12 protein-coding genes are annotated in these 13,217 nt (G+C 64.2%); 5 read left to right on the top strand and 7 right to left on the bottom strand.

From position 1 onward, the window contains the following. Positions 1 to 20 precede the first annotated feature (20 nt). The 4 genes from luxS to glyQ form a co-directional block, all read right to left on the bottom strand. The gene (gene luxS / locus CU110_RS15470; RefSeq protein WP_077379728.1) at positions 21 to 533 is read right to left on the bottom strand and encodes an S-ribosylhomocysteine lyase; all 513 of its coding nucleotides are present in this window, start codon (positions 531 to 533) and stop codon (positions 21 to 23) included. Between the two features lie 138 nt (positions 534 to 671). Beyond that, positions 672 to 1,301, bottom strand: coding sequence for a D-glycero-beta-D-manno-heptose 1,7-bisphosphate 7-phosphatase (gene gmhB, locus CU110_RS15465; RefSeq protein WP_084209547.1), 630 nt, complete (start codon positions 1,299 to 1,301; stop codon positions 672 to 674). Positions 1,302 to 1,495: 194 nt separating this feature from the next. Then, positions 1,496 to 3,565, bottom strand: coding sequence for a glycine--tRNA ligase subunit beta (gene glyS, locus CU110_RS15460; RefSeq protein ID WP_084209546.1), 2,070 nt, complete (start codon positions 3,563 to 3,565; stop codon positions 1,496 to 1,498). Beyond that, positions 3,562 to 4,524 carry a glycine--tRNA ligase subunit alpha gene (gene glyQ, locus CU110_RS15455; RefSeq protein ID WP_103751491.1) on the bottom strand — a complete coding sequence of 321 codons (963 nt, stop codon included), beginning with the start codon at positions 4,522 to 4,524 and terminating at the stop codon, positions 3,562 to 3,564. The genes glyS and glyQ overlap by 4 nt, the downstream gene beginning before the upstream one ends. Positions 4,525 to 4,694: 170 nt before the next feature. On the opposite strand from glyQ, the gene rfaD reads away from it, so the two are divergent. The 3 genes from rfaD to CU110_RS15440 all read left to right on the top strand — a co-directional run bounded on the left by rfaD (position 4,695) and on the right by CU110_RS15440 (position 7,717). After that, on the top strand, positions 4,695 to 5,651 hold the full coding sequence (rfaD, locus tag CU110_RS15450; RefSeq protein ID WP_077379721.1) for an ADP-glyceromanno-heptose 6-epimerase: 957 nt from the start codon (positions 4,695 to 4,697) through the stop codon (positions 5,649 to 5,651). A gap of 138 nt (positions 5,652 to 5,789) precedes the next feature. Beyond that, complete coding sequence (gene waaF / locus CU110_RS15445) at positions 5,790 to 6,809, top strand: lipopolysaccharide heptosyltransferase II (RefSeq protein WP_084209545.1); 1,020 nt, start codon at positions 5,790 to 5,792, stop codon at positions 6,807 to 6,809. A 2-nt stretch (positions 6,810 to 6,811) separates the two neighbouring features. Continuing rightward, positions 6,812 to 7,717, top strand: coding sequence for a hypothetical protein (locus CU110_RS15440; RefSeq protein WP_127736586.1), 906 nt, complete (start codon positions 6,812 to 6,814; stop codon positions 7,715 to 7,717). 108 nt (positions 7,718 to 7,825) lie between these two features. Here the strand turns inward: CU110_RS15440 and CU110_RS15435 are convergent, their stop codons facing one another. From CU110_RS15435 to CU110_RS15425, 3 genes are read right to left on the bottom strand one after another with little or no spacing between them, the layout of a single operon-like run. After that, entirely contained in the window at positions 7,826 to 8,959 is a 1,134-nt protein-coding gene (locus tag CU110_RS15435) for a glycosyltransferase family 4 protein (RefSeq protein WP_127736583.1), read from the bottom strand. A 2-nt stretch (positions 8,960 to 8,961) separates the two neighbouring features. Further along, on the bottom strand, positions 8,962 to 9,807 hold the full coding sequence (locus CU110_RS15430) for a glycosyltransferase family 2 protein (RefSeq protein WP_127736579.1): 846 nt from the start codon (positions 9,805 to 9,807) through the stop codon (positions 8,962 to 8,964). Continuing rightward, a complete protein-coding gene (locus CU110_RS15425) occupies positions 9,804 to 10,619 on the bottom strand; it encodes a 3-deoxy-D-manno-octulosonic acid kinase (protein ID WP_346427148.1) in 816 nt (271 codons plus the stop codon). Before CU110_RS15425 ends, CU110_RS15430 begins: the two co-directional genes overlap by 4 nt. Positions 10,620 to 10,623: 4 nt before the next feature. Here CU110_RS15425 and CU110_RS15420 point away from each other — a divergent pair, with 4 nt between their 5' ends. Continuing rightward, positions 10,624 to 11,787, top strand: a complete 1,164-nt coding sequence (locus tag CU110_RS15420; RefSeq protein ID WP_084209540.1) for a glycosyltransferase family 9 protein — start codon at positions 10,624 to 10,626, stop codon at positions 11,785 to 11,787. Next, positions 11,787 to 13,217, top strand: coding sequence for a bifunctional D-glycero-beta-D-manno-heptose-7-phosphate kinase/D-glycero-beta-D-manno-heptose 1-phosphate adenylyltransferase HldE (hldE, locus tag CU110_RS15415; RefSeq protein WP_084209539.1), 1,431 nt, complete (start codon positions 11,787 to 11,789; stop codon positions 13,215 to 13,217). Before CU110_RS15420 ends, hldE begins: the two co-directional genes overlap by 1 nt.

Raw genomic sequence — 13,217 nt, 5'->3', positions numbered from 1 at the left:
AAGACTTGGTGTCTCAAGACTCAATGCGCCTGATTGAGGAAGCCTTCGTCCAGCTTCAGCTCATCATTGCGATTGATGCCGATATCGCGTGACAGGATGTTGCTGGCGATCTGTTTGGCTTCTTCCAAAGAATGCATCTGTGCAGTACCGCACTGATAGACGTTGAGCTCCGGAATCTCTTCCTGGCGTGCGACGTTCAACACGTCCTGCATGGCGGCAGACCAGGCAGCGGCAACCCGGGCTTCGTCCGGCTCGCCGATCAGGCTCATGTAGAAGCCGGTACGGCAACCCATCGGCGAGATGTCGATGATCTCGACGCCATCACCATTGAGGTGCTCGCGCATGAAGCCAGCGAACAGATGTTCCAGCGTGTGAATGCCCTTCTCGGAGAGAATCTCTTCATTCGGCACGCAGAAACGCAGATCAAAGACGGTGATGTTGTCGCCCTTGGGGGTTCCCATCTTCTTGGCCACGCGCACGGCAGGGGCTTTCATGATGGTGTGGTCGACTGTGAAGCTATCCAGCAGTGGCATACGAGGCCTCCAGCATGAGGGAGTGAGATGGGCAGGCCATTGCCTGCCCGGATTCATGTCTGAAGGGTAGCATATCGCCGCTATTGAATAGAGGGGCAAGCACATGCCGGCGCAGGGAGTGCGCGCGGCATGTGTGTCTCACAGATAGCTCTCGGCAGCGGCTTCACAGCTCACGCAGCGGCGCTGGGACTTTCCCGGCTCACCATCCGACATGGCGTGGTTGAGCTCGCCATCCAGCAGGCGGTTGGTGAAGTCGGCCAGGTTGGCGACCACCAGCACGTCCTTGAGGCCCTCGCCATCGGCCAGTGTCTTCTGGCCCTTGCCGGTCATCACCAGCGCGGCGCGACAGCCGGCCTTCTGGCCAGCGACCAGATCGCGCAGACTGTCGCCCAGCATCCAGGCGCCTTCGAAGTCCGGGATCTGCAGAGCGTCCTGAATCTGGTGCAGCAGGCCGGGTTCCGGCTTGCGGCAATCACAGCCATCATCCGGGCCATGCGGGCAGTAGGCGATGTGGGCGATATCGCCACCGGCTTCCTTCACCAGCTGCATCATCTTGTCGTGCATCTGGTCGAGTTCCCGGTGACCGAAGTGGCCGCGAGCGATGCCGGACTGATTGGTCGCGACGGCTACGGTATAGCCCGCTCGCGTCAGGCGAGCGATGGCCTGAATGGAGGTGGGGTATTCGATCCACTCCTCGGCATTCTTGACGAAGGCATCGGAGTCTTCATTGATGACACCATCACGGTCGAGCACGATCAGTTTTTGCATGGTCAACTCTTCACCTCAGGGCAGTCAGGGGCGTCAGCCGGGCTGCTTGTCAGGGGGGTGCGACAGGCTGTCACGCTTTTCGAACACTGTTTCTATACTGGAGGAGGCTGGATGCAAAAGAACCCCGCCGTGGCGGGGTTCTTTTGCAGAGACTGCCATATACCGATGTCGGGGACACCGTGGGCCGGCAGCCCTTATTGGGTCAGCAGGCTGATGTCGGCCACACCCATGAACAGGCCTTGCAGACTGGCCAGCATCGCCAGGCGATTGGCGCGCACGGCGGCATCGTCGGCGTTGACCATGACCTGATCGAAGAAGGCATCGACCGGCTCGCGCAGGCTGGCCAGCGTATCGAGGGCTTCCTGGTAGCGTGCCGCCGCGAACAGCGGTGCCACTTCCGCGCCACGTGCCTTGAGGGCCTCTGCCAGTGCCTGCTCGGCCGGCTCACTCAACAGGCTCGTGTCCACCTCGGTGCGGCCATCGTGCTCGGCCTTGGCGAGGATGTTGGAGACGCGCTTGTTGGCGGCTGCCAGAGCGGCGGCTTCCGGGCGTTCGCCGAAGGCGTGCACGGCACGCAGACGACGCGCGAAGTCCAGCGGGTTGCTGATCTTCAGGGTACGCACGGCCAGGTACAGTTCGGCACCCATGCCCTCGTCATTGGCCCAGGCGCGGAAGCGATCGAGCATGTACTCGAGCACGTCCTCGACCAGTCCTTCGGCCTTGGGCAGGTCACGATGCTGCTCGGCGCTGACGGTCAGCAGCTCGCGCAGGTCGAGGTCCAGTTCGCCCTTGATCAGGATGTTGAGCACCCCGATGGTGGCACGACGCAGCGCGAACGGGTCCTTGGCGCCGGTCGGACGCTGACCGATGCCGAAGATGCCGGTCAGGGTGTCGAGACGGTCCGCCAGGGCGATCGCCATGCCGGCCTTGGTCGCGGGAATCGCATCGCCGGCGAAGCGCGGCAGATACTGTTCTTCCAGCGCACGCGCGACGGTGGCATCTTCGCCATCGTGACGGGCGTAGTAGTGGCCCATGATGCCCTGCAGTTCCGGGAACTCCAGCACCATCTCGGTGACCAGGTCGGTCTTGGCCAGCTGTGCGGCGCGTGCGGCGTGCTCGACATCGGCACCGATGCGTTCCGCGATGTGGCGGGCCACGGCTTCGCTGCGACGGGCCTTCTCGGCCATGCTGCCCAGCTTCTGCTGGAAGACGACGCTCTCGAGCTTCTCGCGACGCGATTCCAGCGTGCTGCGCAGGTCGGTCTCGTAGAAGAAGGCGGCATCGCCCAGACGCGGACGAATCACCTTCTCGTTACCGGAGATGACCTGTTGCGGGTCCTTGCTCTCGATATTGGAGATGGTGATGAAGGCCGGCTTGAGCTTGCCGTCGTTGTCCAGCAGGTGGAAGTACTTCTGGTTGGCCTTCATGGAGGAGATCAGACACTCCGCCGGCACTTCCAGGAAGCGCTCATCGAAGGTGCCCGTCAGTGCGACCGGCCATTCCACGAGACCATTGACCTCGTTGAGGAGGGCTTCCTCGATGACGGCATTGGCGCCATAGACTTCCGCCTCGGCCTGGACCTGTTCGCGGATGCGCTCACGGCGTACTTCACGGTTGGCCAGCACGCGGGCATCTTCCAGCGCGTCGAGGTAGTCCTCGGCGTGCGCCAGCGTGATGGCCTGCGGGGCATGGAAGCGATGACCGAAGGTGGTGCGGCCTGCCTCGAGGCCCAGCACGCTGGCCTCGATCACTTCGCTGCCGTACAGCGCGACCAGCCAATGCACCGGACGAGAGAACTCGATGCGTGAGGCACCCCAGCGCATGTTCTTCGGCACCGGCAGGCGAGCGACGACCTGTTCCAGCATGGCCGGCAGCAGGGCGGAAAGATGCTCGCCCGGCTGGGTATGACGATAGCCGAGCCAGGTGCCCTTGTCGGTTTCCAGCTCGATCAGATCACTGACCTCGACACCGCAGGAGCGAGCGAAGCCCTGCACGGCGCGGGTCGGCTCACCATCCTTGAAGGCCGCAGCCTTGGCCGGGCCACGCTTCTCGATCTCGCGGTCCGGTTGACGCTCGGCCAGCGACTCGATCATCACCGCCAGACGACGTGGTGTGGCGTAGGCGCGGACCTGACCGAAGGCGACTTCGGCCTCACGCAAGCCATCGGCCAGGCCATTGGCCAGGCCGTCGGCGAGTGCATCGATGGCACCCGGCGGCAGTTCTTCGCAGCCCAGTTCGATCAGCAGGGTATTCACGGAGGTCATGCTGACGCGTCTCCCTCGGTAGTGGTGTCATCGGCGGCGAGCAGCTCGTCACGCAGTGCCTGTGGTGCCAGCGGGAAGCCAGCGGCCTTGCGCGAGTCGTAATAGGCGTGGGCCACGTCGCGGGCGAGGGTGCGCACGCGCAGGATGTAACGCTGACGCTCGGTGACGGAGATGGCGTGACGCGCATCCAGCAGGTTGAAGGTGTGGGAGGCCTTCAGCACCTGCTCATAGGCCGGCAGCGGCAGGTTGGCCGCCAGCAGCTTCTGACATTCGCTCTCGCAGTGATCGAAGGCAGCGAACAGCTCCGGCACGGCAGCGTGCTCGAAGTTGTAGGCGGACTGCTCCTTCTCGTTCTGCAGGAAGACATCGCCGTAGGTGACCACGGAGCCGTCCGGTGCGGTGGTCCAGATCAGGTCGTAGACGCTGTCCACGTCCTGCAGGTACATCGCGATGCGCTCGAGACCGTAGGTCAGCTCGCCGGTGACCGGGAAGCACTCGATGCCGCCTGCCTGCTGGAAGTAGGTGAACTGGGTCACTTCCATGCCGTTGAGCCACATTTCCCAGCCAAGTCCCCAGGCGCCCAGCGTCGGGGATTCCCAGTTGTCCTCGACGAAGCGGATGTCGTGGACCAGCGGGTCAATGCCCAGACGCTCCAGCGAGCCCAGATAGAGCTCCTGCAGGTTGGCCGGTGACGGCTTCATCACCACCTGGAACTGGTAGTAGTGCTGCAGGCGATTGGGATTTTCGCCGTAGCGGCCGTCGGTGGGACGGCGGGAAGGCTGCACATAGGCAGCGTTCCAGGTTTCAGGACCGATGGAGCGCAGGAAGGTCGCCGGGTGGAAAGTCCCCGCGCCAACCTCCATATCCAATGGCTGCAGGATGATGCAACCCTGTTCGGCCCAGTATTGCTGCAGGGCCAGAATCAGGCCCTGGAAGGTTTTCACGTCTGGCTGTGTCATTGGTGAAGCCCGTTGGCCCATGAATTCGAGAACTGCCAAGTATACAATCCCCGCTTATCGGGTTATAGGCCGCAGACGTAACCGAGTGCGTGCCATTTCCAAATTCTGATGCGTCGCGTCCCTGCACGCGCGTATTGCCTACAAGCCTCTGAGAGGCTATGGGAGCTCAAATGATCGTCGTTACCGGAGGCGCCGGCTTCATCGGTGCCAATATCGTCAAGGCACTCAATGATCGCGGCCGTACCGATATCCTGGTGGTGGATGACCTGAGTGACGGCACCAAGTTCGTCAATCTGGCGGATCTGACCATTGCCGACTATCTCGACAAGGACGATTTCCTGATTCGCGTCCAGTCGAGCCTGATGGGTGAGTATGCCGAGCTGCCGAAGATCGAGGCGATCTTCCACGAGGGCGCCTGCTCCGATACCACCGAGTGGGACGGCCAGTTCATGCTCGAGAACAACTTCGAGTACTCCAAGGTGCTGCTCAACTTCTGTGAGGCGAATCAGATTCCCTTCCTCTACGCGAGCTCCGCGGCGACCTATGGCGACAGCCAGGTCTTCAAGGAAACACCGGAGTTCGAAGGGCCGCTCAACGTCTACGGCTACTCCAAGCTGCTGTTTGATCAGCACGTGCGCCAGCGTTGGGACAGCCTGACCACCCAGGTGGTCGGCTTCCGCTATTTCAATGTCTATGGCCCGCGTGAGCAGCACAAGGGCAAGATGGCCAGCGTCGCCTACCACCATCACACCCAGGTGAAGGCGGGCGAGAACCCGAAGCTGTTCGGCGCCTACGATGGCTATGAAGCCGGCATGCAGAGCCGTGACTTCGTCTACGTCGGTGATGTGGTCGACGTCAATCTGTGGTTCCTCGATCACCCGGAAGCCTCCGGCATCTTCAACCTGGGCACCGGCCGTGCCGAGCCGTTCAAGGCGATCGCCGAGACCGTCATCGAGTACTACGAGAAGGGCGAGATCGAGTACATCGACTTCCCGGAAAACCTCAAGGGCCGCTACCAGAGCTTCACGCGTGCCGACATCGGCAAGCTGCGCAAGGCCGGCTGCAACGTCGAGTTCAAGACCGTTGCCCAGGGCACTCGCGCCTATCTCGAATGGCTGAATCGCTGAGTCTGAGCACGTGTGGACTGAGCACGTGTGGACTGAGGGTAAGCGCGTGTGGAATGAGCATGGGCGCCTGCATCGCAAGTGCGATGGGGCAGGGCAAGCGCATCCGCAAAGAGGGTTGGCCGTGAAGAGGAGCAAGGCATGAGTGAGCGCATTCTGGTGGTCGGGCCCAGCTGGGTCGGCGACATGGTGATGGCGCAGAGCCTGTTCATGACGTTGAAGCAGCGCTCGCCCGGCTGCCGGATCAGTGTGCTGGCGCCCGCCTGGTCGCAACCGATCATCGAGCGCATGCCCGAGGTCGAGGAAGCGCTGGCACTGCCGGCGGGGCATGGCGACTTCGCCCTCAAGGCGCGCTGGCGACTGGGGCGCTCGCTGCGCGGGCGTTTCGATCGCGCCATCGTGCTGCCGCGCTCCTGGAAGTCGGCGCTGGTGCCATTCTTCGCGCGTATTCCAGTGCGGGTCGGCTTCACCGGTGAGCAGCGCCACGGCCTGCTCACCGAGTGCCGCAAGCTCGACAAGTCGATTCTCGATCAGACCGTCAAGCGCTTCACCTCACTGGGCCTGCCGCTGGACGAGGCCAACCCGCCGCAGCGCATCCCCGAACCCTGTCTCGTCACCGACAGCGCCAATCAGCGGCGTCTGCGCGAGGAGCTGGGCCTGAGTGCGCCACCGGCCCCCATCATCGGCATGATGCCGGGCGCGGAATACGGGCCGGCCAAGCAGTGGCCACTGGCGCACTTTCGCGAGCTTGCCGAGTCACTGACGCAGGCCGGGGCGGAGGTGCGTATCTTTGGCGGTCCCAAGGATGTGGCGGCCGGTGAGGAGATTGCCCAGGGGCTGGCCGGCGTCCACAACCTGTGTGGCAAGACGCGACTGGCGGATGCGGTGGATCTGATCGCCGAGTGTCGGGAAGTGGTCAGCAATGATTCCGGCCTGATGCATGTGGCGGCCGCGGTAGGGGCCCGTATCCAGGGCATCTACGGCTCCTCGTCACCACATTACACGCCACCGCTGACGGCCAATCGCGAGATTCACTGGCTGGCGCTGGAGTGCTCACCGTGTTTCAAGCGCGTCTGTCCGTTGGGGCATACCAACTGCCTGAATCACATCGCGCCTGAGCGATTGCTGACGGCGATCGCGCTGGATGAGGATGAGCGGTGAGCTTGCCGAAGAATCGTACGACGGATGATCTGATCCATCCGCGGATGCGCGGGGCGATGACGCGTGCACAGCGTATCGAGGCGTGGCGTGCCTGGTGTGAGCAGCACCTGGTACTGCCGTTCAGCCGGGCATGGCTGGTGCGCTGGTGCCGGCATCGCTCGCGCCATCAGGGGCTTGAGCAGCGTGGCTTGCCGCGACATGCCGTGGAAGACGTGATGGGACCAGAGGCGCTGACACTGTGGATCAATCCGCGTGAACTGGTGCGCGACGTCAACTTCGGGCGTGACAAGCGCAAGCGGCCTTCCTCGAATGCCTTCATCTGGGAGGGTGACTGGGACCTGCGGCGTGGCGCCTTCCGCTTCGGCTCACGCTCGCGCCTGATGCGTGACCTGATCGAGCATGGTGATGATCTGACGGTGACCGAGCGTTATCAGCAGCTCAAGGCCTTGCTGGAGGCGGGCAAGCCCTGGGCATCGCCGCGTGATGGCCTGCTGATGGACAGTGAGGAACAGATTCTCGGTTACCTGCGCTGTTATCGCGGTTATCTGCAGGACATGGCCGCCAATGGCTTCCGCCAGGGCATCACCAAGGATGAGATGGGCGTCGCGGTGACGCGTGATGGCCGTCTGCTCAAGATCAATCGTGGCCTGCATCGCCTGGCGATGGCGCAGCAGGTGGGAGTGCCCCGCGTGCCTGTCGTCATCAAGGCGGTACATCGTGAGTTCTGGGACAAGGTGACCGCCGGTGCCGAAGGTGATGAGGCTCTGCGGCGTCTGCAGGCTGCGCTGCAAGAGTGTCGTCCCGAAAGCGAACCCGGCCCGCTGGACCCCAAGACCTATCCCGTGCTGGGAGTGGATGAGGGGTGGCCGGATCTGCGTGGACTCGAGGATGCAAATTCCGGCAGTTGAGCCGATAACCTGTTGTTTATAAAAACGAAAAAGCCCCAGCAGGTACTTGGGCGACAGGTACCTGGGCGATAGATGCCTGGGCGATAGATGCCTGAGGCGAGAAGCGGTCTAGCGTGCCAGTCGCTGATAAAGCCCCAGATAGGCCTCGCCCATGGCGCTGGGGGTGAAGCGTGCCAGATGCGCCCGCGCGCCCGCGACCAGCCGCTCTCGACGTGGTGCGTCATCGCCGAGTGCCACGATGGCGGCAGCCAGCGCGGGTGCATTGCCGGTGGGCACCAGCACGCCGGTGGCATCGTCATGCACGATATCGGGGATGCCATCCACCTCGCTTGCGATGATCGGGACGCCGTGGTCCATCACGTCGAGCAGGATCGAGCCAAGTCCTTCATTGCGTGACGGGAAGGCGAACAGATCGAAGGCTTCCAGATAGTCGCCGACATTGGTGTGGAAGCCCTCCCAGACAAGATTGTCCAGATCGGCGCTCTCCGCCTTGAAGGCGGCTTCATCCTCTCCCGCGCCCAGGCAGACGAACAGCAGCTGCGGGTGACTGTCGCGCAGCTGACGGGCCGCCTCGATCAGCACTCGCTGGCCCTTGTGGCGGTCCACCAGCGCGCCGACATGCCCGACGACGAAGCGACCCCCGGCGGGCGTATTGCCGAAGCGCTCCCGCAGTCTGCCCACGGCTGTCTCATCGCTGGGCAGGTGGGCGAGGGTGCTGGGAATCAGAGCCGTCTCCCCCCACTGGCGCTCACGCAGGTGTGACTCGATCACCGAGGAAATCGCCACCCGGCGGGCGGCGGCGCGATAGGTCAGACGATTGAACCACTTGTCCTTCACCGGCTGAGGCACCCGGCGGGTCAGCAGATAAGGCGTGCCGGTGAGGCGCTGATGCAGCCACGCCCAGTGCACGGCCTTGGCTTCGTGAGCATGCACGATATCGGCGCGAGGCTGACCGAGATGGCCCCTGAAGCGCCCGTGGATCTCGATCACGTCCACCGTGACGGCAAGCTCAAGCGCCGCCAGTTCGGTGATCAATGGCGAGCCTTGCAGGCACACCAGCGACTGACGGATCGGCGCGCCGGCTTCGCCGTTCTCTCCCGGGCTGGCGCGTCGCGCCAGGTCCGCGATCAGGTTGAGCGTCTGGCGTTCACCACCGCGAAAGCCGCGGGCCAGATTGACGTGGCGCACGTGCAGCGGCCGAGACGGAGCTTGCGACGCCGCCTGCTCACAAGCAGAGGTCATGGTCACCATACCTTGTTGAAGTCTTCCGCCTCACGCACCTTGGCGTCGCGCTGGAATTCCAGCAGCTTGGCGTATTTCAGGTAGGCATTGACGCTGGCGGACAGCGCCACCGAGAAGCCATCGACGCCATCGCGGAAGCCGGCCTGGAAGACGAACTTGCGCATGAAGGCATTGCTGGCATGCAGGAAGGGCGTGAAGGCGTTGGCGCGTTTTCCCTTCTGATACATGATCTTGGCGGCGCGATTCGAGAAGCGGCCACTGGCCTTGACGAACAGCTCACCCAGATTGGCGAAGCTGTAATGCTCGAGGTCCGCATCCAGCTCGCAGGGGTGGCTGGCCTGAACGGAGCTGTGCTGGCGCGAATCGCGGAAGGCGAGCTTCTCGCGGTCATACAGGCGCAGGCAGTAATCGGGGTACCAGCCGGCATGTCGCACCCAGCGTGAGCCGATGAAGTTGCGACGGCGTAGCGCGAAGCCGTCGTGGGGCGTGCTGTCGAGTGCCAGTTCCCGGATGGCGCTGACGGCGCCGTCGGTCAGGCGTTCATCGGCGTCCAGTGACAGCACCCAGCGGTGGCTGGCATAGCTCGGTCCGACGTTCTTCTGCGGCCCGTCGCCCAGATAGGGCTGGTCGATCACCACGGCGCCCATGGCGCGCGCCAGCTCGCAGGTGGCATCCGTGGAGCCGGAATCGACCACGATCAGCTCATCGCAGACCTGGGCCAGCGAGCGCAGGCAGTCCTCGATGTTGTGGGCTTCATTGAGAGTGATGACGCAGCCGGTGATGGGCACGGCGGTGCGCAGCTTGCCATCGGAAGGAGGGGCGGTCGGGGGCGCCTGCCGACGATTCATGTCGCTATCGTACACTGCATGGGCACCGATGCCTCGTGATAGGCGCTGCGAATGGCGGCCAGGCACGTGGCATGGTGCCTCGGCGTGAAGCGCGCCAGCGAGCGCCCCAGGCGTGAGAGGTTGTTCTCGCGCCAGCGTGCGTCGGCGGGAGCCTCGTCATGCAGCTGGCAGCGATCGAGATCGATCACGTAGGCGCGTCCGCCTTCATCGACCAGCAGGTTGCGTGCGTTGAGATCGACATGCTCGAGCCCGGCGTCATGTACGGCGCGAATGGCGCGACCTGTCGTCTCCAGCACTGTCAGCAGGGATTCGGGCAGCTCGGCCCCGGCAGGCAGGCGCTGTGCTTCGAGGGCGATCAGATCATCGGCGAAGGCGCGCGCGCCGGGAATCAGTACCGTGATCAGGGCGGCCTCGTAGCTTAGGCCATGCCGCCATACGCAGGCGCCGACCGGCTCTGGCACCGGCAGCCCCTGGCGATGCAGCGTTTCCGTCAGGCGCAGCTCGGCGAAGGCGCGGGTGCGCTCAAGGCCGGTGTAGAGGTAGCGCTGACGAGCGATCTTCGCGATCAGCCCCCCGCGTCGATAGGGGCGCAGCGCCCAGCGTTGAGCCGGGGCGCCAGTGGCATGGACGGGGTGCAGCTCAGCGGGCAAACGACAGACATCGAGGAACAGACTCGCCCCGCGCCCCGGTGCTTCGCCGGTCACGGCGCCGTGTTCGCGCCAGAACGATGGCATGAACCAGTCCGGCGTCATTTGTGGCGCTGTTTCGCCATCATATAGAATGTGGGCATTCTCATTTCGGAAAACTGCCATCCGCATGAAGCATCCTCTCCCTGCCCAGCCCGCACATATCTGCGTGCTCCGGCTCTCCGCTCTCGGCGATGTCTGCAATCTTGTGCCAACGGTACGCGCCTTGCAGCGTCAGTGGCCTGAGGCCCGCATTACCTGGATCGTCGGCAAGGGGGAGCACAGTCTACTGTCCGGCCTGACCGGGGTCGAGTTCGTGGTCTACGACAAGTCCACCGGCCTTGCGGGCATGCGCGCCATCTGGCGCCAGCTCAAGGACACGCACTTCGATGTGCTGTTGCACATGCAGCAGGCGCTGCGGGCCAGCGCCCTGTCGTTGGGCCTCAAGGCCCGAGTGCGCATCGGTTACGACCGTGCGCGCGCCAAGGACTGGCAGTACCTCTTTACCTCCCATCAGCTGACCCCGCGCGAGCGCGCTCACGTGCTGGAGTCGTTCATGGACTTCGCACGTGCCCTGGGTGTCGAGGACTGCCGGCTCGACTGGCGTCTCGATGTGCCGCCCGAGGCCTATGGTGAGGCGGCGCGCGTGACCGGTGAGGCGCCCTATCTCGTCATCAGTCCGTGTGCCAATCCGCGCCTGCGCAACTTCCGCAACTGGTCGGCCGAGGGCTATGCGGCGGTCGTCGATCATGCCTGGCAGCAATACGGCATCCGCAGCGTGATGACCGGCGGCGGCAGCCCGCAGGAACGCGAGATGGGCGCGCGCATCAAGGCGCTGGTCAGTGAAGGCGCGGTCATCGATGCCATCGGTGGTACCTCGCTCAAGGGCCTGCTGGCGCTGATCGATCGCGCCGTCGCGGTGATCGCGCCGGACTCCGGCCCCGTGCATATGGGCAATGCGCTCAATACACCGGTGATCGGCCTGTACGCCACCACCAACCCCGAGCGTGCGGCGCCCTATTGCTGGCAGCATCTGGTGGTCAATCGCTATCCGGATGCGGTGGAAACCTATCTGCACAAGCAGATGGACGAGATCCACTGGGGCCAGCGCGTACGCCATCAGGACGCCATGAGCCTGATCCGCGCCGAGGATGTCATCGCGCGCCTCGCTGAGCTGCTGGCGGACACCGATGGCGTCATTCGCGGCCAGAGTTGCGAACGTCTGCCGGTCGCGGCTGTCTCGTCTACTGACATCTCTTCTTCTGAATTTCCCTCTGCACGCGGAGACGCCTGATGAAGCTTGATCTGACTGCGCTTGAACAGGCTCGCCTGCTGGTCGTGGGTGATGTGATGCTCGACCGCTACTGGCACGGTGGCACCTCACGCATCTCGCCGGAAGCCCCGGTGCCGGTGGTGCGCGTCGGCGAGAGTGAAGACCGCCCGGGCGGTGCCGCCAACGTCGCGCTCAACATCGCGTCGCTCGGTGCGCATGCCACTCTCGCCGGTGTGGTCGGTCAGGATGACAACGCCGCCATCCTGACCCGCGCACTGGAAAACGCCAATGTCATCACGCGCTTCCAGGCCAGTGACAGCGTGCCGACCATCACCAAGCTGCGCGTGATGAGCCGCAATCAGCAGCTGCTGCGCCTTGATTTCGAGGAGCCGCTGCACGAGGTGGATACCAGCGCGCTGGTGCGCCAGGTCGAGGCCGAGCTGGCTGCGAGTGGCGTGATGATTCTCTCCGACTACGGCAAGGGCTCGCTGAATCAGGTCGAGGTGCTGATCGCCGCGGCGCGCGCGGCGGGCAAGCGTGTGCTGGTCGACCCCAAGGGCAGTGATTTCTCGCGCTATCGTGGCGCCAGCATCATCACGCCCAATCTGACCGAATTCGAGACCATCGTCGGGCCATGCCGCAGCGATGAGGAACTGGCCGAGAAGGGTGAGGCGCTGCGTGCCGAGCTCGAGCTGGAAGCCCTGCTGGTGACGCGTAGCGAGAAGGGCATGACCTTGATCCGCGAGGGCCATCAGCCGCTGCATCTGCCGACGCATGCGCGTGAGGTCTATGACGTCACCGGTGCCGGTGACACCGTGATCGGCGTGCTGGGTCTGGCGCTGGCGGCTGGCCATGCCTTCCCGGAGGCCGTGATGCTGGCCAATCTGGCCGCAGGCCTGGTCGTCGCCAAGCCGGGCACCGCGACCCTGTCGGTCGCCGAGCTCTACACCGCGCTGCATGGTGACAAGCTGGCGGAATTCGGCGTGATCCAGGAGTCCGCGCTCATCCCGGCAGTGAAGGCCGCTCAGGCACGCGGCGAGCGCGTGGTGATGACCAATGGCTGCTTCGACATCCTGCATGCCGGTCATGTGGCCTACCTGCAGGAGGCGGCACGTCAGGGCGACCGTCTGATCGTGGCGGTCAATGACGATGCCTCGGTGGCACGCCTCAAGGGGCCGACGCGTCCGATCAACCCGGTACTGCGTCGCATGCAGGTGCTGGCGGGCCTCGGCGCGGTCGCCTGGGTCGTGCCCTTCAGCGAAGACACCCCGGCACGCCTGATTGAGGCCGTGCTGCCGGATGTGCTGGTCAAGGGCGGTGACTATCGTCCCGAAGAGATCGCCGGGGGCGAGGCGGTGATCGCCAACGGTGGCGAGGTGCGTGTGCTCGGTTTCGAGGATGGCGTCTCCACCACGGCGATGATCGCCACCATTCTTGATCGCGAGGACTAG

The organism is Cobetia sp. ICG0124 (assembly GCF_004006355.1).
Classification (GTDB): domain Bacteria; phylum Pseudomonadota; class Gammaproteobacteria; order Pseudomonadales; family Halomonadaceae; genus Cobetia; species Cobetia marina.
Note: the sequence above shows the minus strand (reverse complement) of the source record. Positions and strands in the feature narration are given on the sequence as shown.

Coding starts and splice junctions, on each gene's coding strand:
- glyQ (WP_103751491.1), bottom strand. CDS start 4,524: ATGACACAGCCAGACGTGAAAACCTTCCAGGGCCTGATTCTGGCCCTG.
- CU110_RS15435 (WP_127736583.1), bottom strand. CDS start 8,959: ATGACCTCTGCTTGTGAGCAGGCGGCGTCGCAAGCTCCGTCTCGGCCG.
- waaF (WP_084209545.1), top strand. CDS start 5,790: ATGAGTGAGCGCATTCTGGTGGTCGGGCCCAGCTGGGTCGGCGACATG.
- glyS (WP_084209546.1), bottom strand. CDS start 3,565: ATGACCTCCGTGAATACCCTGCTGATCGAACTGGGCTGCGAAGAACTG.
- CU110_RS15420 (WP_084209540.1), top strand. CDS start 10,624: ATGAAGCATCCTCTCCCTGCCCAGCCCGCACATATCTGCGTGCTCCGG.
- hldE (WP_084209539.1), top strand. CDS start 11,787: ATGAAGCTTGATCTGACTGCGCTTGAACAGGCTCGCCTGCTGGTCGTG.
- gmhB (WP_084209547.1), bottom strand. CDS start 1,301: ATGCAAAAACTGATCGTGCTCGACCGTGATGGTGTCATCAATGAAGAC.
- CU110_RS15430 (WP_127736579.1), bottom strand. CDS start 9,807: ATGAATCGTCGGCAGGCGCCCCCGACCGCCCCTCCTTCCGATGGCAAG.
- luxS (WP_077379728.1), bottom strand. CDS start 533: ATGCCACTGCTGGATAGCTTCACAGTCGACCACACCATCATGAAAGCC.
- CU110_RS15425 (WP_346427148.1), bottom strand. CDS start 10,619: ATGGCAGTTTTCCGAAATGAGAATGCCCACATTCTATATGATGGCGAA.
- rfaD (WP_077379721.1), top strand. CDS start 4,695: ATGATCGTCGTTACCGGAGGCGCCGGCTTCATCGGTGCCAATATCGTC.